This is a genomic window from Methylobacterium sp. 1A (genome assembly GCF_058072805.1).
Window position 1 is genome coordinate 760,831 of sequence record NZ_JBYQVE010000001.1, and the last position, 21,418, is coordinate 782,248.

General features: G+C 65.0%; 18 protein-coding genes. 9 read left to right on the forward strand and 9 right to left on the reverse strand.

Annotated elements, in window-relative coordinates:
* Position 1: 1 nt before the first annotated feature.
* The 7 genes from ACX9MN_RS03775 to ACX9MN_RS03805 form a co-directional block, all read right to left on the reverse strand.
* Positions 2-1,990: a hypothetical protein gene (locus tag ACX9MN_RS03775; protein ID WP_489723733.1), complete on the reverse strand. Its 1,989-nt coding sequence runs from the start codon at positions 1,988-1,990 to the stop codon at positions 2-4.
* 705 nt (positions 1,991-2,695) lie between these two features.
* Positions 2,696-3,385 carry a helix-turn-helix domain-containing protein gene (locus tag ACX9MN_RS03780; RefSeq protein ID WP_489723734.1) on the reverse strand — a complete coding sequence of 230 codons (690 nt, stop codon included), beginning with the start codon at positions 3,383-3,385 and terminating at the stop codon, positions 2,696-2,698.
* Between the two features lie 86 nt (positions 3,386-3,471).
* Positions 3,472-5,340: a hypothetical protein gene (locus tag ACX9MN_RS03785; protein WP_489723735.1), complete on the reverse strand. Its 1,869-nt coding sequence runs from the start codon at positions 5,338-5,340 to the stop codon at positions 3,472-3,474.
* A gap of 2 nt (positions 5,341-5,342) precedes the next feature.
* Positions 5,343-5,834 (reverse strand): ABC-three component system middle component 2, encoded by a 492-nt coding sequence (locus ACX9MN_RS03790; protein WP_489723736.1) that lies wholly within the window; start codon positions 5,832-5,834, stop codon positions 5,343-5,345.
* Positions 5,831-6,844 carry an ABC-three component system protein gene (locus ACX9MN_RS03795; RefSeq protein WP_489723737.1) on the reverse strand — a complete coding sequence of 338 codons (1,014 nt, stop codon included), beginning with the start codon at positions 6,842-6,844 and terminating at the stop codon, positions 5,831-5,833. The genes ACX9MN_RS03790 and ACX9MN_RS03795 overlap by 4 nt, the downstream gene beginning before the upstream one ends.
* A 115-nt stretch (positions 6,845-6,959) precedes the next feature.
* Positions 6,960-7,544, reverse strand: a complete 585-nt coding sequence (locus ACX9MN_RS03800; RefSeq protein ID WP_489723738.1) for a recombinase family protein — start codon at positions 7,542-7,544, stop codon at positions 6,960-6,962.
* Between the two features lie 373 nt (positions 7,545-7,917).
* Complete coding sequence (locus ACX9MN_RS03805; RefSeq protein WP_489723739.1) at positions 7,918-8,262, reverse strand: response regulator; 345 nt, start codon at positions 8,260-8,262, stop codon at positions 7,918-7,920.
* A gap of 220 nt (positions 8,263-8,482) precedes the next feature.
* Between ACX9MN_RS03805 and ACX9MN_RS03810 the strand changes: the two genes are divergently transcribed.
* Both ACX9MN_RS03810 and ACX9MN_RS03815 read left to right on the forward strand, forming a co-directional pair.
* Positions 8,483-9,460, forward strand: coding sequence for a sensor histidine kinase (locus tag ACX9MN_RS03810; RefSeq protein WP_489723740.1), 978 nt, complete (start codon positions 8,483-8,485; stop codon positions 9,458-9,460).
* Positions 9,461-9,839: 379 nt separating this feature from the next.
* Positions 9,840-10,877 (forward strand): patatin-like phospholipase family protein, encoded by a 1,038-nt coding sequence (locus tag ACX9MN_RS03815; RefSeq protein ID WP_489723741.1) that lies wholly within the window; start codon positions 9,840-9,842, stop codon positions 10,875-10,877.
* Between the two features lie 375 nt (positions 10,878-11,252).
* Here the strand turns inward: ACX9MN_RS03815 and ACX9MN_RS03820 are convergent, their stop codons facing one another.
* On the reverse strand, positions 11,253-12,035 hold the full coding sequence (locus tag ACX9MN_RS03820) for an FCD domain-containing protein (protein ID WP_489723742.1): 783 nt from the start codon (positions 12,033-12,035) through the stop codon (positions 11,253-11,255).
* A gap of 253 nt (positions 12,036-12,288) precedes the next feature.
* On the opposite strand from ACX9MN_RS03820, the gene ACX9MN_RS03825 reads away from it, so the two are divergent.
* From ACX9MN_RS03825 to ACX9MN_RS03835, 3 genes are all read left to right on the forward strand, one after another.
* Complete coding sequence (locus ACX9MN_RS03825) at positions 12,289-13,956, forward strand: L-lactate permease (protein ID WP_489723743.1); 1,668 nt, start codon at positions 12,289-12,291, stop codon at positions 13,954-13,956.
* Positions 13,957-14,038: 82 nt separating this feature from the next.
* Positions 14,039-15,184, forward strand: a complete 1,146-nt coding sequence (locus ACX9MN_RS03830; protein ID WP_489723744.1) for an alpha-hydroxy acid oxidase — start codon at positions 14,039-14,041, stop codon at positions 15,182-15,184.
* Between the two features lie 299 nt (positions 15,185-15,483).
* Positions 15,484-15,705 (forward strand): hypothetical protein, encoded by a 222-nt coding sequence (locus tag ACX9MN_RS03835; RefSeq protein WP_430911147.1) that lies wholly within the window; start codon positions 15,484-15,486, stop codon positions 15,703-15,705.
* Positions 15,706-16,392: 687 nt separating this feature from the next.
* Here the strand turns inward: ACX9MN_RS03835 and ACX9MN_RS03840 are convergent.
* On the reverse strand, positions 16,393-16,956 hold the full coding sequence (locus ACX9MN_RS03840; protein WP_489723745.1) for a TetR/AcrR family transcriptional regulator: 564 nt from the start codon (positions 16,954-16,956) through the stop codon (positions 16,393-16,395).
* 514 nt (positions 16,957-17,470) lie between these two features.
* Here ACX9MN_RS03840 and ACX9MN_RS03845 point away from each other — a divergent pair.
* Genes ACX9MN_RS03845 through ACX9MN_RS03860 form a run of 4 tightly spaced genes read left to right on the forward strand, consistent with a single transcriptional unit; the run spans position 17,471 to position 21,400 of the window.
* Positions 17,471-17,698: a ferredoxin gene (locus ACX9MN_RS03845; protein WP_043074396.1), complete on the forward strand. Its 228-nt coding sequence runs from the start codon at positions 17,471-17,473 to the stop codon at positions 17,696-17,698.
* Positions 17,695-18,981, forward strand: a complete 1,287-nt coding sequence (locus ACX9MN_RS03850; RefSeq protein WP_489723746.1) for an NAD(P)/FAD-dependent oxidoreductase — start codon at positions 17,695-17,697, stop codon at positions 18,979-18,981. Before ACX9MN_RS03845 ends, ACX9MN_RS03850 begins: the two co-directional genes overlap by 4 nt.
* 35 nt (positions 18,982-19,016) lie before the next feature.
* Complete coding sequence (locus ACX9MN_RS03855) at positions 19,017-20,279, forward strand: cytochrome P450 (RefSeq protein WP_043074394.1); 1,263 nt, start codon at positions 19,017-19,019, stop codon at positions 20,277-20,279.
* Positions 20,276-21,400, forward strand: a complete 1,125-nt coding sequence (locus ACX9MN_RS03860; RefSeq protein WP_489723747.1) for a catalase family protein — start codon at positions 20,276-20,278, stop codon at positions 21,398-21,400. Before ACX9MN_RS03855 ends, ACX9MN_RS03860 begins: the two co-directional genes overlap by 4 nt.
* Positions 21,401-21,418: the final 18 nt, after the last annotated feature.

Consider the following 21,418-nt stretch of genomic DNA (forward strand, 5'->3'; position numbering starts at 1 on the left):
CCTAGGCAGCCACAAGGGCGGGATGCCAGCGTCGGGGCGTGGACCACCCACCGGACGCGTCCCGGTAGCACTGCGCCTCAAGGGCCGGATCCAAGGGCGGCAACGGAGGCGTCAGGCGGGCCGCTACGGGGGTTCTGCCCGAGATCCGTCGGATGGGTCGGGGTGAGCGGCTGGGCCGCCTGGTGGCCTCTGCGACGAGCCCCAGACGGGCAGACTCGGCCAGCGCCGCATCCTCGGGGTTCAGGTCCTCGGCGGGGGTCAGGAGGATCATCTGGTCGTGGTTCCAACCGCGGCCCCAGACGCCCTCGATGCCCAGCCATTCCCACTCCCCGGTGGCGGTCGAGACGACGGAACAGAACCGGGAATGCCGGGTGACACGAACCTCGCCTGGCTGGACCGTGATGGAGGCAGGGGAGGTGGCGGCAGCGCCTCTCGGGCCAGGGGCCACTATACGCCGTGACTCTTCGTGACGGTCACCGGCTTCCGCTTCGATGGACGCCGCGGCGGGGACCGAGATTGCCTCGATGGCGGCGATGCGGACGAGTTCGGCCTCGCCCAGCACGATCGCGGACTTGAGCCAGTTCACGGAGGAAGGCCGCCCGGCCGCCCTGAACCCTGCGCAGATCTGCGTCAGGGTGAGGCCGGCCCCGAGCGCCTCGATGGCGGTGATACCGTCCTGCGCCTTCTGCTGCAGGGCGAGGTCGCGCGTCATGCGGTCCGGGTTGCGGGCGTCGCGGCTGTCCCGCTGGCGCTCGGCATCGGAGCGGCCGGCCTTCGACCCATCGGGTCTCAGGACCAACAGGGCGGCGGCATCGGCTTCTTCCTGGCTGATGCCTAACTCATGGACCATCCTCTCGTAGGACCAGTCGTAGAAGCTCGGCCGTTCCTTGCCTTCGTACTCACGCTTCTCGCCGGCGGCGTGGGCGATCATGCCCGCCTCGACCCCGCTGAACGCCATGACGAGCTCGCGCTCGGGCAGGCCGCAAAGCGGCGCGAGACGCTCCGCCCACGTCTCGGCATCGCCACCATCGGTCTGCGATAGGGCGGTGGCCGCGAACACGGCCCACAGCATCCGCGTCCCAACCCTGAGGGCCTTGCGGTGGTCTAGCAGCGCCATCAGGTCGTCGAGGACCAACCTCCATTTGTTGGCGGCGAACGGCCGAGGCTTGCGGGGTACGGCCGTGTCAGTCTTGACCGGGGCTGGCTCGAACTTTCGGGCTTCGCGGATCTCGGCGATCTCGCGCCGGGTGTAGGGACAGGTCGCGTCGGCCCAAGCATCGAACGGGACGGTGCTGATGTCCGCGATCGCGGCGGGCCATGCCGGCCGGCACATCTCGCCGCTCTTTGGATTGATGCTGCCCCACACCCGCAGGACACGGGCGGCATCGCAGCAGCCGCGGTCGAGGCCGAGGCCCTTCAGCAGTTGCCAGAGGGGCAGCATGCGGTGCTGGAACTCGGAGACGCGGACATCGACCCTGCGATTGGACACGTTGCCGTCCGCGTCGAGCCGGGGCCCGCGCAACCCCTTCATGGCACGCTGCCAGCGGCACAAGGCCTGCCCTGACACGCCGTCGAATGCCCATACGATGTGGATGCCACGGCCGCTGAAAGTGACCCAGGACGGCTTCGGGATACCAGATGCCTCAAGCGCGGCGAGGACGAGGAACACGATCTCCTCGTGAGGCCGGTGCGCGTGGGGCAGGCCATCCCGCGTGTAGTCGAGGTCGAGGAAGCCTGCGCGAACCGCCCGGACGCAAGCGCTGTGGCGGCGGCGGGTAAAGCGGTTCATGCTGACGTACTGGACCTCGGCCTCTGCGACCTGCTTGGCGATAGCGCGCGTCGTGGCCGGGATCATGCCCTCGTCCCAGACGCCGTCGGCCGACTGGCGCGCAGTCGCGAGCAGCCCCGGCGACCCATCAGGGTGCAGCCGGTTGAGATGGGCCTTGGCTAAAGCGAGACGGTCGGGGAACGGGAGGATGGTATCGGTCATCTTCAGCGAAGGTCTGTTCGTCGCTGGGGCAGCACTCCCGTCGACGCCGTCAAGGTACGCGCGTCGCTGGCCAGAACCAAATGGCTGCCCTGCGGCCGACTACTGAGCCTGCCCGCCCCTAGGAGGCGTCCCGTGGCAGGGGGCCGCCCACTCCACGCATGGGCCATCGTGCGCGAATCGGACGCCTCGCATGACGGGCGCGCCGTGACCTGGATCGGGACACGCACGCGCCGGCACGGTCGCCCCCGTGGTCGGGGGAGACGAGGTCGAGGGCATGCGCGCGTGGAGTGGACGGACGCCGTCGGCGGAAAGTGACCACGCCTCGACGAGGGGAGCCTGCCCCCAGCCCCTCCCGGGACGAGGAGGACCCCTCGTGTCCAGATGATAGGCATGCCACATGTCCCGGCAGGTGGTCGCCGAATTTGGCAATGAGCTGATTTGGCGCACAAGTTGGCCGCGCGCGTTTGGCGCGGGCTATTCCTCGAAAGGGGGTGAACTCGGGCCGATCTGGCTGAGCGGCTACACCTTCAAGCGGATCGGGTCGGCGTACGAAAATAGCGTACAGTCCGTGCACGTCGTGATCGTCCGAGGTGACGATTCTGTACGAGGTCGGGTCACACCAGATGCCGGGACCGAACATCTAGGTTCCGCCAGTGATCTCCTACTCTGACGTACATTTATGCCCTTGCCCAGACCTACCAGAAGCTACCACGTAATCGACGCGTTCCGTCGCACCCGGATTGCTCTTGGCAGATCATCGAGCGAACTCGCCACTAGGTGAACAAGTGTTGCCCGGATCGCGCCATCGTCGGCGAAGCCGCCGATGCGGACCCGACGCGTCCCGGCACAAAGACCGATGCCCTCGGCGGCCAAGGTATCGATCAGCTCCTGAAAGTCGGCGTTGACGCCGAGCTTTTGGGTCTCGCTGTAGCAGTCGTGGACATCGCCGTAGTCCTGGAAATAGTCCCGCAGCGTCGCCAGCGCGGCATCGGCGGAGGGTGTCATGTCGACGAGTTGAGAGTGCTGCCAGCCTTCAGCCGCCTCAGCGAACTCCCGTAGCTGACGCCCGTTGGCGACGAGCTTGATCTCGACCTCGACCGACTCATGCAGGAGACGCTCGTGCTCCGCCTTGATCCGTTCGTAGTCCGGCAGGGGCCAGGGCATGTTGAAGGCGTCGAGGACCTGGAATTCGAGCGCGCCCGCCAACGCCCTTCGCGTGTCGGTGCTGCTCGGTTCACCGCGTTCGACCCTCTGCACCGTACGGACGGTCACCCTGGCAATTTCTGCCAGCGTCTCCTGCGTCCAGCCGCGGTCGTAGCGAAGGGCCGCGACGACGGCCCCGATCTCACGGCTGGTCAGCAATCTGTCGACTTGATCTGTATCGGTCTCGCCCATCGGTCATCCCCTTCGTTCGTGGGGAGGAGATTGCCTCGATCCCTTCGGATCGGCCACGACACGGACCCGACAGTCCATTCCCTGGCCTATACGCGGAAGAAGCCCTTCCGATCTCCCACACCCCTTTCGCCGGCGAAGATCGTGATCCTCGCATCGGGTCCCAGGTCGATCGGGGGGGCGTCATTCTCGATGATGACGTACTGGACGCTGCCGGCTGTGCGGATCAGGTAGTCGTAGAAACGATGCTTGAGCTGCGTCTCGCTGAGCACCCGCTCGTCCTCAGAAAGCTCCCCGTATTTCGACGTGTGGGGATCCCGGAAGCTCAACAGGGGGCTGTCGAGCGCGATGATGCCCGGGTGAGGCAGGCCGTGCCGACGGCAGTAGACCAGGACCCCAATCTTGAACGCCGCCTGCATCAGGCCGCGAACCCCCTTGCCGTTCCCGCGGCGGTTCTCGCCGTTGAGCAAGATGTCGTGGTTCTTGCTGTCGAATGACACCCTCGGCGGCCCAGGAAACTGCCAATCCGTTAGAATGGCCTGCACATCTGCCGCGAACTCGTCGCCGACGCTCCCGCTGACGCCCGGCACGACGCTTCCGCGAGGCAGGGTGGTTGGCCGGAAGGCCTCGATCTCCCTCTTGCGTGCCTGAAGGTCGTCGATCCGTCGCTGCACGGACAATCCACGACGGATGCGTTCCCGCTCTCGATCGTGGCGCTCGTAGGAAGAACGGATCGAGCTCTCCAGGGGCAGCTCGGCCTCGATGGCCTGATCGATCTTTTCAACCTCCGCATTCCACCCCGCAAGCGACGAGCCGAGAGTGTCTTGCCTCCCGACCAGGTCCACGACCGTCCGCCGGAGTTCGACCTGCTCCAACCCGATCTTTGCGATCTCCGCCTCGACGGCCACGTGCGTCCGGCCTATCTCGTCGAGGCCGTGGCTGTGGCGCTGATGCTCCGGATCGGCGCCGCAGTGCGGGCACGGGCGACGGGCCCCAGCGAGCAGCGCCGCCCCGCCCTCTGCGAGGGAAGCCAGCCGGGCGACGTCGCTTTCGTAGACCGCGGCAAGCAGGTCGAAGCGTCCGAGCGTCAGCGTGATCTCGGTCAGCCTATCTTCCAGGCTGGCGACCGCATCCATGGCCGTCCGCCGTTCGGATCGGAGCGAGTCGAGTTGATCCTGTCTGGCAGCCGCCTCCAGCGAGACTGCCTCGATCGCCTCCTCGACACGCTCTTCCTGTTCCTCAAGGCTTGATGCGTCAGGCCACCCCTGTGACAACTCCTCCTCCGCGGCCGCCAGAAGCTCCACGATAAGTTCGAGCTTGCCGGCGTTTCCCCTCCGCTGTGTTTCGGACTTCTCCATCGTCACCGTCGAGGAACCGTCGATCCCGGTGAGAAGGAACTTGAAGACGTTCTTGTTGAACGTATCGCCGGCACGGGGGTCGATCTCGGTGGGGCTTCGTTCGGCCATCATGCTTGTCTCGTCCGTCAGGACGTAGGGAGCGAAGTGGCGAAAGGTGAAGGTGTTCTTCTCGGCGTTGAGGGTCCGGTCGATCAGCTTGTCCCTGATGCCAAGCTCGCCGAGCAGGAAAGCTGATATGCTGAGGTTCCTCGTCGACTTATGATCTGCCGAAAGGGTCCGAATAGGCTGCCCTGGATCCCGCGGGTCAACGTCACCATCGTACAAGTCGAAATGGCCGCCGGAGACCGAGCGCGCGAGCGTAACTCGGCCGCTGGTCGGCAAATCGAGTGTGAGCCAACCGCGCTCGTAACCATTGAGGAACCGGATCTCGGGCAGGGATCCGGCGCCGAGCATGAAATCGAGCGCCGCTAGGACGAAGGACTTGCCGGCGCTTGAGGCACCCCAAACGAGGTTGATCCTGGGCACGAAGTCGAGATCCGACATGGGGACGGCGCTGCCGGTGAAGGCCATCCGGCGGAGGAGGAACCGTCGAGAGGTCATAATTAGGCTCGCCGCGCCGGTCCCTCGACCGCACCAAACGCCTCGGCCCAATGACCGATCCGTTCGCGCAGCCGATCCTTGAACCCGTCCTTGCTGTGGCGGTCCACCTCGTCGCGGATCCACGCGGAGCAGCGCTTCAGGTGTTCCGAATAGGGCGTCTCAAGGAGCTCGACGTAAGCGGCGGCCTCGTCGGTGGCATGATACGAGATCCCACCGGCATCATGGGTCTCCCCGACCAGATGACATTGTTGCATGAGCTGCAGGCTCTGCTGGATCAGGCGTCGGCGTACGAGCAGTTCTCCTTGCCGCTCCGGTACTGGAGGGTGGAGGCTTTCGGGACCGCCGTGGTCCCCCGTGTGGACGACGACATGGTCGAACAGGATCATCTCAGGTAGGTCGGCCCCCACCGGCCGCAGATGCTCAAGGACGACCACTGCGCGGATGCCCGTCTCTAGCAGCGAGTTGTAGAGCCGGCCGAACCCGTCGAGCCTCATGGCATCCACTTCATCGTCCCCTCGTTGGCGAGGTGGTGACACACGCCTTGCCGCACGGGCGCCCGTGCGAGCTTGCCCCCGATGGCCGCCGGCATAAGCGAGGCATGATCCATCACGGCGCATAGCCGATCGAATCCGGTCATGTGCTTACGGCGGTGGACGCCTATCACGCCATGGTAAACATCCTTCTGGAAAGCATCGAGCGCCGCCGCATCGGTGTTGTCGCGGTGGAACCGTTTGAAGAAGGAAGCCTCGAAAAAGCGCGTGCGCTGGTCGCCAAGATCGGGGCCGTACTCTCCGTCCGCGAGGACGGCATCCACAGTGGCAAAGGGCGCACCGCGCGCCTCGCCGTAGGCCCGGCGAAGCTGGTCGAGATACTCGATCTCCTCCGGTTGCAGATCCGCAGGCGCCTCTCCGGCCGGTGCCTCCCCGGGAGGTAACCTAAGCACGCGGCCCAACGCCGGCCCCGCGGCGGGATGCTTCACAATGTCGGTCGCGGACAGGTATGAGACCTGGCTGAAGTCGTAGGCCTCGATGAGTGCCTTGAGCTCTGGTGTTAGTGGGGTCGGCTTGCCGCCGCGGGCGGTGATGCCGGTCTTGCAGTGGGTATCCCACTTCGCCAACAGTTCGGCCTTCAAGTCCGAAGGATTGAGGATTAGGTCGCGCAGGGTCCCCGAGAGGCCACGGGGCGAGACGAACACGTACTTCGTGGGAAGCGTCTTGTACGCGCCGCCTCCGGCGTGGTGGTAAAACACCTTGCCGAGTTCGACGAGCGCCTCCCCCACCCCGAGCGCGCTGGCATATGTTTTCCGCTTGGACTGGTAGAGGTGCCAAGGGCCCTCGTGCTTCGCATCCGTCAGGAATCCGACGACGTCGCGTCCCTTGTCGTTGGCCTGCCCCAGCCGATGGACGGCGACGTACCCTTCGCCGATGCGCTCGGCGAACAGCTCGATGAACTCCTCAAGCTGATCGTCCTCCAGCTCCTTCAAGCTAATGGCGAGGCTTTTCACGATCCCGATCCAGGAAGGATGTCCGGTCTAGCGCCTGACTTTCGAAGGCGAGCCAGTAAAGACCGATGCCCTGCCGGACCGCAACCTGTACGAGCCTTTCAGCCCGGGATATCGATCAACGCGACGTACCTGGCTGGCGGGCGAGCGTTCGATAGACCGTGAGGCGAGACACCGCGAACAGCTCGGCCAGATCCCCGATCGCATACTCGCCCGTGTCGTTCATCCGGCGCACCTCGCTCTGCTGTTTCTCCGAGAGCTTAGGCTTCTTGCTGCGCAGCTTGCCCCGGGTCCGGGCGATCGCCATCCCCTCGCGGGTGCGCAGGCGTATCAGGTCGCTCTCGAATTCGGCGAAGGTGGCGAGGACATTGAAGAACATCTTCCCCATCGGATCGGCCGGATCGTAGACGCTCGCCCCGAGCGCCAGCCTGACGCCGCGCCCGGCCAGCGTATCGGCGATGGCGCGGGCGTCGGGGACGGAGCGCGCCAAGCGGTCGAGCTTCGGCACGACGAGGGTGTCGCCAGTCCTGACGGCGGCGAGCGCTTGGTCCAGCCCCGGTCGGGTTCGGTTCGTCCCCGTCAGGCCGTGGTCGGTGTAGATCCGCTCGGGCGCGACGCCCGAGCCTTCTAGGGTAGCGCGCTGGGCCGCGAGGTCCTGCCGGTCGGTCGAGCAGCGGGCGTAGCCGATCCGGATCGTCGTCATGACCGGGAGTGTACGTTTGGCCCCCCGCCAATGAAAGGATCAGCGTACTGGTCTTGTGAGACGATCGCCTCCTTCGATGAGCCGGATCCCGGGAGCCGGGTCCTGGGTGTCCGCTAGCCGATCCCGTTACGGACGATCGTTATGCCCGGTTGTGGCCGAAAGCTGTCGGTCCGCTTCGGAGCAGTACGACCGGAAAAGCGGACGGCCTCCTATCGACCCTGGTAAGACACAACAACGCAATATCTGCCGAGCTGAAAGCAGACGCGCTCTGCCGGTCCCGTTGGAGCTGTGTCGCTCGTAGCTGGCCGCTTCCACCGCCGTGCCATAATGGGCCTACTACGCAGGATATTTTCGCCGATCACAGTCCCGTCGGTTAGCGGGCATGGACGATGGCTTCAACGATTTCCTTCGTGCCGTAGGGTTTGGCCACGAACAGGCCGTGGTCTGGCACCTCTTCGTTGGCGAGACGCTGCCGCCCGGAGGTCAGAATAAGTTGGATATCGGGCCACAACGCGTGAACGCGTGCGGCTAGGGTTTTGCCGCACATGGACCCGGGCATGTCGATGTCAGTGAACAGCACGCCGATGTTCGTATGGCGCTTCAGGATGGCCCAGGCCTCGTCAGCATCGCAGGCCTCGACCACCGCCAAGCCAGCATCTTCCAGCATCTCGACAGCGTACAGGCGCACGAATTCGTTGTCCTCGACGACGAGGACCATCGAGGTATTCAAAGGGGGCTTTGCGGACATCACGCATCAACTTGGATCCCGCAGGTTGGTTTCCGCCGCTCCATCCAAGACCGGAAGCGGCGCGTAGTCCCGTTCACTGCGGGGAATGACGGCGGGCAGAAGCTAGACCGGAGCCGGAACGTCGTCTGCGAGTTATGTCCCGGCGTCGTACCGGGCGTGTTGTCCCGATAGGCATGCACCCGAGGAGCGCATGAACGAGATTCCCGAATTGACGAGCGACGGCTGGACGCTGGCAAATTTCACCGGCGCGATCCACCGGGGCGGCGTCGGCCTCTGGGCGTGGTCGCCGACCCAGCGGAAGGCTCAGCTCGACAGCCTATGCTGTGAGTTCTGGGGGGTCTCGGAAACCGTCATCGACATCGACGCGCTATTCGCGCGCGTCAGCGCCGACGACCGCACAGCGATGGTGGAGGAATGGGCGGCCAGCGAGCGGAACCCACATCCCTACAGTTTCGACTTCCGCATCGGCGATGGTGCGGACGCACGCTGGATCTCGGCGCGAGGCGTCGGCGGGGATGCCGGTCGGGTCGGGGAATGGATCCAGGCCATTTTCCTCGACGTCACTGACCGCAAGAGGGCCGAAGAAGCCGAGCGGCTTCTAACTGCCGAGCTCGCTCACCGCGTCTCGAACATGTTTGCGGTGGCCCGGGCGCTGACGTCCATCGTCGCCCGAGACGCCAAGTCGGCGCCACTATTCGCTGAAGACCTGTCGCGGCGGTTCGGCGTGCTTCACGAGGCGACGGCCCTAGCGACGCGCGCGCAGCGTAACGACCACGGAAACGTCCCGATGGTCGTCCTCGCAGAGCGCATTTTGGCACCGTACCGGAACGGCGCCAATATCGAGATCGACATTGACGACACGGTGGTCGTTCCCCCAAACAAGATCAATGACTTCGCGATGATCTTCCACGAACTCGCCACTAACTCCGCTAAGTACGGTGCCCTGTCGGGAGGCGGGTCACTGAGAGTTCAGGGACAGATGGGCGGCGATGGGTTGCGCGTGACGTGGCACGAAGGTCCAGCGGATGCCGACGTGCCCAAGGCCGATGGGACTGGGTTCGGCTCGCGGCTACTCAAGCAGACTATCGAGCGCAGCTTGAGCGGTCGCTTCGAGCGCACCATCGACGGGAGTGGCCTACGCTTCGAGATGACCGTCCCAAAGGCCTGACGCACGGACCGCTTAAGGTGCGATGTCAGCAGCTCTATCGGATGGTACGTACGCCCACGCCAGGTGCCCTATGGCCGACTTAGCCAATTGGCGGGCATCCGCTCTTCCGATCTATTTCTCAAGAATCCGACGGACCGAAATCCACCCGAAGCTGCCTCGGCATCAAGTTCGCCTCAGCATGTCGGAATGCGCTGCGACCATGGCTGCCACGATGCTCGCGTAGACGCGCCAGCGAAGGATCGGTGGATGGTCTTAAAGGCAGATTACCCCGGGCAATACCAAACGGCCTACGACGTCACAGGGGGGCATAACAGGGCAGCTATAACTCTCCTCACGCGTTGCGGCATGAGTTTGCTGCAGCGCATGATCAGGTGATTCAATGACTGAAACGAAACCGCGGGTCGCGCTGGGGCTCCAGGGGGGAGGCTCCTACGGTGCCTACGGATGGGGGGTGATCGACCGACTCCTAGAGGAGCATGTCGAAATCGTCGCCGTCAGCGGCGCGAGCGCGGGTGCGCTCAACGGCTCCGCCTTGGTGTCGGGACTCGCCGTCGGTGGCGACGACGGAGCCAGGGATGCGCTGACCCGCCTTTGGCAGACTACGGCCGATCGATCGCCGCTGCGGAGCTTCGATGATTTCGGTGCCTTCGCACCGATGCTGAACCCATTCCTCACGCACTCGTTGGCCGCTTTCCGTGAGGTCTCGCCCTACTTCGCGCCGTTCCTGCCATCCATACGTGACATGCACCTGCTGCGCTCGGTGGCGCGCGCGAGCCTTGATCTGGATCTGGTCGCCCGGCAGACGCGGGTGCCGTTCTTCGTGTCGGCAACCGATATCCTGTCTGGCGCGGCGCGGGTGTTCACAGGGAACGAGGTGACGCTGGATGCGCTGATGGCTTCGTGTTGCCTACCGGAACTGTTCGCACCGGTGGAGATCGCCGGGCGGCGGTACTGGGACGGCGGCTACTCAGCCAATCCCGCGCTGGAGCCGCTGGTGTACGGCGGGCATGGTGCCACCGACCTCATCGTCGTACAGCTGACGCCGTTCGTCACGGAGGACGTCGGCGTATTGCCGTCAGAGCGGGCGGGCCGCGTGAGCGACATTAGCTTCAACGCATGTCTAATCCGCGATCTGAAGACCCTTGCCGAGCTCAAGCGCTATGCCCTCGCATCGGTTACGCGGGACGCGCACATGCAGGCCGTGGCGGACATCAATATCCATCTGCTCCATGCACCGGGCGAACTGTCGAGCGGGGGCGTGAGCAAACTCGACACGCGCTGGTCGACGCTGACTGGCTTGCGCGACCTCGGTCGCGAGACAGCAGAGCGATGGCTCGCGGACGTAGGTGAGCGGATCGGCTCGGGTTCGAACCTGCAGGCTCTCGAAGAGGCGGTGAACGCGCCTCACGCAGCCTGAGTCGAAGCTCAGCCTGTCTCCTACGTGAAGACCGTGGTGCGGGGTGTCATCCCCGCTCCGCTACCGAAGCGCAGCTTTATACCGGCTGCGGCGGTGTAGTTGCCCTGGCTGCCCCCAAGGCAGCGGTTCGACGTCGGTAGTGGGCCCGTCGGTTGAAGACGCCAGCAGTCTGTCGATCTAAGGCAGTGCATGCGCAGTGCTCACAGAACTAGGTTGGCCTAGCCCATCTGGGCCGCGGACCAACCTATAACGAAACCCGGTCATTCCGCTTCCGACCCAACTAAGTCATTCACATACAGCCATGCGGATCCCGAAAGCGGACGCATGTTTCGCGGTGTCACGATGCGTCAAAGGCTTTACTGCGCTGATCAGAGCCTATCGCTCGACTTTCTGACGTGTCGAAACCCGACCCCCATTCAGCCTGCGCAAGGATACCTGCAGACGCGCTTCCGATGCCTTGATCTCATTTAGGGCGTGGTGCGTGTAGTGGATGTGTGCCTCAGCGGCATTGCCGGCTTCCTCCGCGTTCCCGGCCATCACGCTGTCGAAGATCGCCCGATGTTGCGCACGCAGTTGGTCGCGCGTCTCCGGACGGGAGAACAAGGTCTCGCGGTTCTCGATCACACCCTGACGGAGCAGGCCGGACAACGCCCGCATCGTGTGCAGCACAACGAGGTTGTGGCTCGCCTCGTAGACCGCGATGTGCAGGTCGACATCCGCCTCCGCCTCCTCGCGCCGGACGCCGCTCTCGTGAGCGCGGTCGATGCGATCCATACAGAGGCTGAGCCGCTCGCGATCGACGCTGTTCGCGCGTTCGGCCGCGAGGCGGGCCGCTAGCCGTTCGGTCGTCGCCCGGAACTCCAGGTAATCGTCCACGACCTCCGCATGGGAGGCGATGAGCGCGATCAGCGGGTCCGTGATCCCGCGGCCGAGGGCGGCCACCGAGCGTCCGGTGGGCGTTTGGACGATGAGGCCTTCGTCCTCCAGGATCTTGATGCCCTGTCGCAAGGTCGGGCGCGACACGTTGAGCTGCACGGCCAGATCACGCTCGGGCAGCAGATGATCGCCGGGGCTGAGAGAACCCTCGCGGATCAGGTCCTTCAGGTGGCGCGCCGTGCTCTCGGCAGCGCTCGCCCCCTTGATCGGGTCCTCCTCCATCTCCCGCCCCCACTCACCCGTACCAACCCGCCCGGCCTGACAACTGTAGCTCGGGCAAGCGCCATGTCCAGTTGACATGATTGGTAAAATAGTTTTACCAGAACATTGCCTGCGGTTTAATAATGAGCCCTGGCGTCGGTTCAGCTCGATGAAGGCGGCCCTGGTTCTGCGCGCGTACGCCACACGCGCGGGGCGACGATAGGTGCTGGCTCGATCACGGCTCGGATCGGACCACCATCGGGAGGACCATGCCTTGAGTTGGAACCAAGTCTACGATCCCCTGGGCAGCGCGCTCTGGTCGACGGCGCTCGCCGCCCTGCCGATCGTCGTGCTGCTTGGCGGCATCGGCCTGCTGCACCTGAAGGCGCACGTCGCGGCTCTGCTGGGCCTCGTCGTGGCGCTCTGCGTCGCCGTGATAGGCTTCGGGATGCCGGCCCCGATGGCCGGGGCCACCGCCGTCTACGGCGCGGCGTTCGGCCTGCTGCCGATCGGCTGGATCATCCTCAACGTCATCTTCCTCTACCGGCTTACGGAGCGGACCGGGCAGTTCGACATCCTGCGCGACTCGATTGCCGGCATCACGCCGGATCGGCGGCTGCAACTCCTGTTCATCGCGTTCTCGTTCGGCGCCTTCTTCGAGGGTGCGGCCGGCTTCGGCACGCCGGTGGCGGTGACGGCCGCGATGCTGATGGGCCTCGGCTTCACGCCGCTGGCCGCTGCGGGCCTCTCGCTCATCGCCAACACGGCGCCCGTCGCCTACGGCGCGCTCGGCGCTCCCGTGATCGCGCTCTCAGCGGTCACGGGGCTCGATCTCATCGCGCTGTCCGCGATGATCGGCCGGCAGCTGCCGTTCTTCTCCCTCCTCGTGCCGTTCTGGCTGATCTGGGCGTTCGCCGGCCGCAAGGGCATGCTGGAGGTCTGGCCGGCGCTGCTCGTGGCCGGTCTCTCGTTCGCGGTTCCGCAGTATCTCGTCTCGAACTTCCACGGCCCCTGGCTCGTAGACGTGGTCGCGGCGATCTGCTCGATGGCGGCGCTCGCCGGCTTCCTGCGCGTCTGGCAGCCCGCTCGCATCTGGACCGCAACCGATGTCGCCGCAGGAACGGCTCCGGTCGCTGAGCGGCGGACTCACTCCCCCGGCACGGTGTTCCGCGCCTGGCTGCCCTGGCTGATCCTGTCGCTGTTCGTCTTCGCCTGGGGCACGCCGCAGTTCCGCGCCTGGCTCGACGCCCTCTGGGTGTGGAAGATGCCGGTGCCCTACCTGCACAACCTGGTCTTCAAGATGCCGCCGGTTGTCGCCGCGAGTCACAGCGAGGCCGCGATCTATACCCTCAACCTGCTCTCGGCGACGGGCACCGGCATCCTGCTCTCGGCGATCGTGGGCGGCCTGATCCTCGGCTTCAGCCCGCACAAGCTGCTGCGCGAGTACGGCCGCACCGCTTGGCTCGTGCGCTACTCCCTGATCACGATCTCGGCGATGCTGGCGCTGGGCTACGTCACCAAATACTCGGGCACCGACGCGACGCTGGGCCTCGCCTTCGCGCAGACCGGCTGGATCTACCCGTTCTTCGGGGCGATGCTCGGCTGGCTCGGCGTGGCGCTGACGGGTTCTGACACGGCCTCGAACGTGTTGTTCGGCGGCCTGCAGAAGATCACCGCGGAGCAGCTCGGCCTGTCGCCGACCCTGATGGCGGCCTCGAATTCCTCGGGCGGTGTCATGGGCAAGATGATCGATGCGCAGTCGATCGTCGTCGCCTCCACGGCGACGCAGTGGTACGGCGGAGAGGCGAAGATCCTGCGCTACGTCTTCTTCCACTCGATCGCGCTCGCCTGCCTCGTCGGCCTCCTGGTGATGCTGCAGGCCTACGTGCCGCCATTCACCGCCATGGTGCCGGCCGCGGCGATCCCGACCCTCGCTCATTGAGGCTGCCGGGCCGGGGGCGAGCGATCCCTCCCGGCCATCCTTCTGCTCTGGCGATGGCGCCACGCGCCCACGGGGATCCGAGATGCGACTGAAGAGCTGCCACAGCTTCCACGATTTCCGCCGCATGGCGAAGGCCCGGCTGCCCGGGCCGATCTTCGATTACATCGACGGGGCGGCCGACGACGAGGTCACGTACCGGCGCAACACGACGGCCTTCGACCGGTGCGACCTGGTGCCGAACGTCCTGCGCGGCGTCGGCGATATCGACCTGTCCGTGACGGTCATGGGCCAGCGGCTCGCGCTGCCGGTCTACTGCTCGCCCACGGCTCTTCAGCGGCTATTCCATCATCAGGGGGAACGCGCCGTCGCCGCTGCGGCGGGCAAGTACGGGACGATGTTCGGCGTCTCCTCGCTCGGGACCGTAAGCCTGGAGGAAGCGCGTCGCATCAGCGGCGGTCCCCAGGTCTACCAGTTCTACTTCCACAAGGACCGCGGCTTGAATCGCGAGATGATGGCCCGGGCCAAGCAGGCCGGCATCGAGGTCATGATGCTGACCGTCGACAGCATCACGGGAGGGAACCGCGAGCGCGACAAGCGGACGGGCTTCTCGATCCCGTTCCGGCTTACCCTCGCCGGGATGATGCAATTCGCGATGAAGCCGGCCTGGGGGATCAACTATGTCACGCACGAGAGCTTCAAGCTCCCGCAACTTGATGGCCACGTGGATATGGGCGGCGGGGCACTCTCTATCAGCCGCTACTTCACCGAGATGCTCGATCCCAGCCTGTCATGGGACGACGTCGCCGCCATGGTGCGTGAGTGGGGCGGCCAATTCTGCCTGAAGGGCGTGATGTCGGTGGAGGACGCCAAGCGTGCGGTCGACATCGGCTGCACCGGCATCATCCTGTCGAACCACGGCGGGCGCCAGCTTGACGGCTCACGCACGGCCTTCGACCAGCTCGCCGAGATCGTGGACGCGGTCGGCGACCGGATCGACGTGATCATGGACGGCGGCGTCCAGCGCGGCACCCATGTCTTGAAGGCGTTGTCAGTCGGAGCGAAGGCCGTCGGCCTCGGACGCTACTACCTGTTCCCCCTCGCTGCGGCTGGTCAGGCCGGGGTCGAACGCGCATTGGACCTGATGCGGTCCGAGATCGAAAGGGACATGCGGTTGATGGGTTGCGCATCCGTCGATCAGCTGACCCGGAGCAACTTGCGCTTCTCCTGACGGGGTCCGGGCTTGCCGCTGTCGCGGGCCGTTGCAAGGCACCGCGATGCGGTTGAGCGCGGGTCCGCGAATCCTAGGAAAGACGGAGCATCGCCGGTCGTCCAGGCTTTTCAGCCGGATCGCAATCGGGATGCGCGCCCGAGGGGATCGAGCCCTTGGAAGATGTCCGGCGCCGTGTCGCAGCCGACGGGCCGGATCAACTTGGTCCGGTCGATCATCGGCTCCCGCATCGACGGCAGCTCGGGCGTGGCGCTTAAGCCGGGTGAAATACGGCTCACCGGAACGTTGAGGAGGTCATCTTGCGTCCGCTCACGCCGCACGAACTCAAGATCTTGGCGGCCCTCGACGACGAATTCATGAGCGCATCAGTCATCAAGATCCGGTCTGGCCACTCCAGCTCCGATCCCATCGACGGCGTCTGCGCGGCCTGCATCGAACTTGAGCGAAGAGGTCTGGCGGAGCGGACAGGGTCAGGTCGACGGTCGAAAAACCGCTGGCGTCGATCGCCGCAGATCAACTGAGCTTGAATTGGGAAATTATATATCGAAGACAAATTTCTAGATTTATTGGTTTTAGTTTAACCTTTCTTACTTCGATATTTAAGCTCGGAGGGGTTTGTATTAAAGCGAATTTTTGCTATTTGATTACTCGAATTAAGATCTGTCGCTTCGCTTTCGGCATGAATTTGCTGCTGCCGAGCGTCCGCTTTTCCCGATCTGTGCCCGAAACCGGAACTGCAGAAATCCACCCGGCGCAGTCATTCAGACCCCGTCCACGGGACGGGATCTGGCCGAAAGCGGTCTGGCAGCTTTCGGTCGCGCGAGGCGCTAAACCGGACACCGCAGCGTTCTCGCTGCCGGCTACCGACGGATACCTTTTCTCGACATTTGAATTTCCGACGCAGTATTCCAAGAGAATCCGGCAGCCTCGGCGGGCGCAACACATGCATAGACCGCGTTTGTTGAAAAACTTTCCTTTTATCTGCATCGCTGAGCGCGCTACCTATCGTTGAATTCCGATTGGGCAAGCAATGTGGAACAGCGCAGCTAGAACTCATCCTTGCCGGTCAGCTCACAGAGAGAAGCTGGAACTGTCCGTCCGCTACAGATGCGCCTTTAGACAACAATCGCCGGCATCTTCTCCTGACACCGACCGAAGACAGAGATATGATTTTGTATAATAATTCTGCATATGTTTAACCGATACTATTATTTATTTTTGCACCAGGCCAGAAACATTCTGACACCTTCTCTTACTTGATCTTCAATTTCTATTGAAGAAGGACGCTCACCTAGAAGCATTCGCTCTCGGATCTGTCCTGTCGTCACGGACACAAACAACTGAACGGCGGTCGAGACATCCTTGATCACGAGCACACGTCGAGCGACTTGATCGGTGAGATACGCCGTCACGACTTCACGGAACGCGTCGGTGCTCTCTCGATAAAGCGTTACGAGGTGGGGGAAGCGACCGGCTTCCGTGATGACAAGCCTGTAGAGTCCGAACTCACGCTCCGATGTCCAATGGTAGGCGGTGGTCAGGGCAAAGGTCGTCAGACCTTGCTCGGGGCTGATTGAGCCATCCATCAGCTCCTGTGCCAGTCCTTCGCGCGAGGCTTCCGTTAGGTGAACCACGACTGCCAGCAGCAACTCGTCCTTTGTGGCGTAGCGCGCGTAGATCGTCTTGGGCGAAACTCCTGCGGTACGGGCTACACGCGCGATATTTGCCCCCTCATAGCCGTATGTCAGAAACTCGGCAGTGACGATGTCCATCAGCCGATCCTGACGTGCCTGGATCGTTGCCGCGCGCGGGCGTCCGGGGCTGAGGGCACGCTTCCGCGACGCCAACGGCGACGCCTCTTTCTGGCTTGTCGTCACTGCATACCTCCCCGTGACATTCCTACTTGAAAAGGAACTTATTATTTCCTTTATGGTTCTACGACGGGGGCGCATCCAGAGAGCCGCATCATGTCGCGTTTGACCCTCCTAATCCTATTCCTCGTCGTCGGTACCAGTCTCAACGGCGCCGCTGCCGAGACAAGTATCACGGAAGCGACCTTGGCGTGTCGCAGCGACGTCCTGCGCCTGTGCGCTGAGGACGTGCCCAACCGTCCGGCGATCATCGCCTGCATGCATCAACACCGCGAGCAGTTGAGTGCTCGGTGCGGTGCCGTGTTCGATGAGGGGACGAGCGCGCCATCCTCCGCCGGGAGGTCACACGACTGACGCTCCGCGTCCTCCAGTGACTGCCGCCACCGGCGCTTGCCCCTTCGACGGAGTGTCATCCATGAAGGTCGTCGTCGACCTCAACCGCTGCCAAGCTTACGCGCAGTGCATCTACGCCGCTCCCGACCACTTCGCCCTGCATGGTGCAGAAGCGTTGGTCTACGACACGGCACCCGACGAAGCCGCTCGAGCCGAGATTGAGCGCGCGGTGCAGGCCTGCCCGGTGCGTGCCATTACTGCGACGAGCGACGTTCCGGCCCTTATGCCGCATAAAGTGGGCGACCGATGACAGCGCCCACCGAAGCTCCTCGCCAGATCGTCATCGTCGGCGCCTCGCTCGCGGGCCTGTCCGCGGCGCACGCACTGCGTGACGTGGGCTACGAAGGCAGGATTGTTCTGATCGGTGACGAGAACGAGCCGCCCTACGATCGTCCGCCGCTGTCGAAGCAGGTGCTCCGCGGCCTGTACAGCGCGGAAACATCCCTGCCGCAACGGGCCGATCTGAACGCCACGTTCCGCCTCGGGGTCGGTGCATTGGGGCTCGATACGCTCGCACATCGTATCTACCTCTCGGACGGCACACAGATCGTATACGACCGGCTGCTTATCGCGACCGGGACTCGGGCACGCCCGTGGCCGAACGGTGCGGAAGCAGCTTCCTCGAACGTGTACACGCTTCGCGGCCACGCGGACGCAGAGCATCTTGCGCGTGGCCTCGCCGGGAAACCGCGCCGCGTGCTCATCATCGGTGGCGGGTTTATCGGCTGTGAGATCGCGTCGTGCTGCCGCGATCTCGGCCTCGACGTGACCCTGGCGGTGCGCGGTGCGCTCCCGTTGGTTCATGCCCTGGGTTCCGTCACGGCCGCTTTCATGCGGGACGTAATCCGCGACCGCGGCGTGGACCTCCGACTGGAGTCAGAAGTCGCGCGATTTCAACCCGACGCGGATAGCCGGGTCGTCGCGGCCATCCTGCGCAACGGCCAACGGATCGAGGCCGATTGCGTCGTCGCTGCCCTCGGCGCCCTGCGCAACACTGAGTGGCTGGCCGGTGCAGGCTTGGCGGTTTCGCCTAAAGGCGTCCGGGTGGACACCCACTGCCGCGTCCTCACCGCCACTCGGGCAGTTGTGCCGGATGTCTTCGCGGCCGGCGATATCGCTCACTGGCCGAGCGCCATCTACGGCAACCGCCTCCTCGCCGTCGAGCATTGGGGCAACGCGGTCGCTCAAGCGGAGACGGCAGCCCGGAACATGGTCGCCGGTGAAGCGGGACTAATCCCCTACGACCACCTGCCGGACTTCTGGTCGCAGCAGTTCGGCCTCAACATCAAGCTCGTTGGCCTGCCGACCGGGGCCAACCAATTCGCCGTCGTGCAGGGTTCGTTGCGGGATCGCCGGTTCATCGGCGTGTACGGCGCGCAGGGGCGAACTGTGGCCGCTGTCTCCGTAGACAGCGCCCGCTGGCTGCCCGCCTACCGGGCGGCGGTGGCGGAGGCGACGCCTTTCCCACCGATCGTCGGCGCTCTCGACCAAGCCGACATCCGGCCTCAACCGCTGGCCCGGGCCGTGTCCTGACCGCATCCCGCACCACCGTCCGACAGGAGCTCACCGTGAACGGCACGCTGTTCCAGCAGATCCTCGATCCGGCCAACCGCGCCGACCCGTACCCGCTCTACGCCGAGATGCGCCGGACGCCCGTGAGCCGCCAGGACGACGGCAGTTACGTCGTGAGCACTCACGCGGAACTCTACCGCCTCCTGCACGATCCGCGCATTAGCTCGGAGGATCTGCCCGATCCGCCTCTATTCCGCTGGACCGGGCATCCACTGAGCGATCTGTTCGTGCGCCCGGTCCGCAGCCGGATCACCGCGCGCCATCGTCCCTTCATCTTCCGCGATCCGCCAGACCACGACCTCCTGCGCCGGCAGGTCATGCGCGAGTTCGCACCTGCTCGCGTGCGGGCGATGCACCGTAAGGCGGAGCAGCTCACCCACGCCCTCCTCGACGGGCTGCGGGACCGGACCGACCTCGATCTGGTCGACGATTTCTCCTACCCCCTGCCAGTCACGGTGATCTGCGAGCTGCTCGGCGTCCCGCGCGAGGACGAGCCCCGGTTCCAGGGGTGGGCGACTCAGCTCGCCACCGCCCTCGAACCGGACCGGCGTACGGACCGCGAGAACGCCGGCAGGACTGAGGAAGCGTTTACTGCGATCACCGACTACCTGCAGGGATTGATCAAAGAGAAGCGCCGGGCGCCGCAGGACGACCTGCTCTCCGGGCTCGCAGCCGAGCACGACGGCGAGCGGATGAACGACCACGACCTCGTGGCCACGGCCGTCCTCCTCCTGGTCGCGGGTCACGAGACGACCGTGAACTTGATTACCAACGGCGTCCTTACGCTGCTCCGCTTCCCCGAGCACCTGGAACGCCTGCGCCGAGAGCCGGAAGTCGCGCCGCGGCTGATCGAGGAGTTGCTGCGCTACGAGCCGCCCGTCCACTATCGCACGCGGCTGGCGCGCGCCGACATCGCGATCGGTGGAACCACGATCCCGGAAGGGGCGCCGGTGGTGCTCCTGCTCGCCTCCGGCAGCCGCGACCCGCTGCGCTTCGCTGATCCGGACCGCTTCGTTCCCGACCGCGCGAACAACCAGCACTTCGGGTTCGGCGGCAGCCTGCACTACTGCGTGGGCGCGCCGCTCGCGCGGATCGAGGCGGAGGTCGCACTCGTGGCATTGGCCCAGCGGCTGCAAGCGCCGCGGCTTCTCGCCGACCCACCGCCATACCGCCCCGGCGCCTCGCTGCGAGGCCCACGGCACTTGCTTTTGGCCATCGACGCCGTCACACCGAGCGCATCGGCGGAGCTCGCGGCATGAGTACGCTCGACGGGAGTTCTCACCGCGACGCCGGAAGGCCCTATCTTCGCTACACGCCGGATGTCGAGGTTCAACAACCCGATGAGGCGGCCCTGACGGCCGAAATCCTCAACGTCATGGCGCGCTCGAACCATGTGGCGTTCGAGCGGCATCGTCACGCGGTTCGCGACGCCCACGCGAAGAGCCACGGCATCCTCACGGGCGAGCTTGTCATATCTGACGGGCTGCCGGCATACCTGCAGCAGGGGATCTTCGCACGACCCGCCGTCTATCCCGTCGTCGTGCGCCTGTCCTCCGCGCCCGGCGACATCCACTCCGATACAATCCCGGCTCCGCGCGGCATGGCGATCAAGGTGCTCGGGGTCAAGGGCGAACGCCTTCTGCATGAGGATGCGGGAGGCAACCAAGACTTCCTGCTGGTCAACATCCCCGTACTCAGCTTCGGTACCATCCAGGCCTACAGGCAGCTCGTCGATCTCCTGGAAAAGAACGCCCGAAATCCAGCCTTCCTGCAGCGGGCGCTCGCCGGCGCCGCGCGCGGGATCGAGTCGGCGGCCGAAGCGATCGGTCTCATGCCCGGCGCGACCCTGCGCGGGTTGGCCCGGGACAACGCGCACCTGCTCGGCGAGACCTACCACTCCATGGCGGCGCTCCGCTTCGGCGACCACGTCGCCAAGATCAGCGCCGCGCCGTTGTCCGCGAACGTGAGGGCGCTGGCGGGCAAGGAAGTCGGCCCGGTCGACGATGGGACTATGCGCAATCTCGTAGTCGAGCACTTCCGGACGGCAGGGGCCGAGTATCAGCTGCGTGCCCAGCTCTGCACCGATCTCGCGGCGATGCCAGTCGAGGATGCGTCGGTGCTCTGGCCGGACGATCTCTCCCCGCATCAGCCGATTGCGACCCTGCGGTTCCCACCGCAGGATGCCTACTCTCCGACCCGGCGTGTCTACGGCGACGACGTGCTCTCGTTCAATCCTTGGCACGGCATCCAGGAGCACCGGCCACTCGGCTCGATCATGCGCGTGCGCATCGCCGCCTACGAACGGTCGAGCGCACGTCGACACATGCTGAACGCACAGCCACGCGTCGAGCCGACGTCGATCGAGCAGATACCTGACTGAAGGGATCTCGAACCCCAG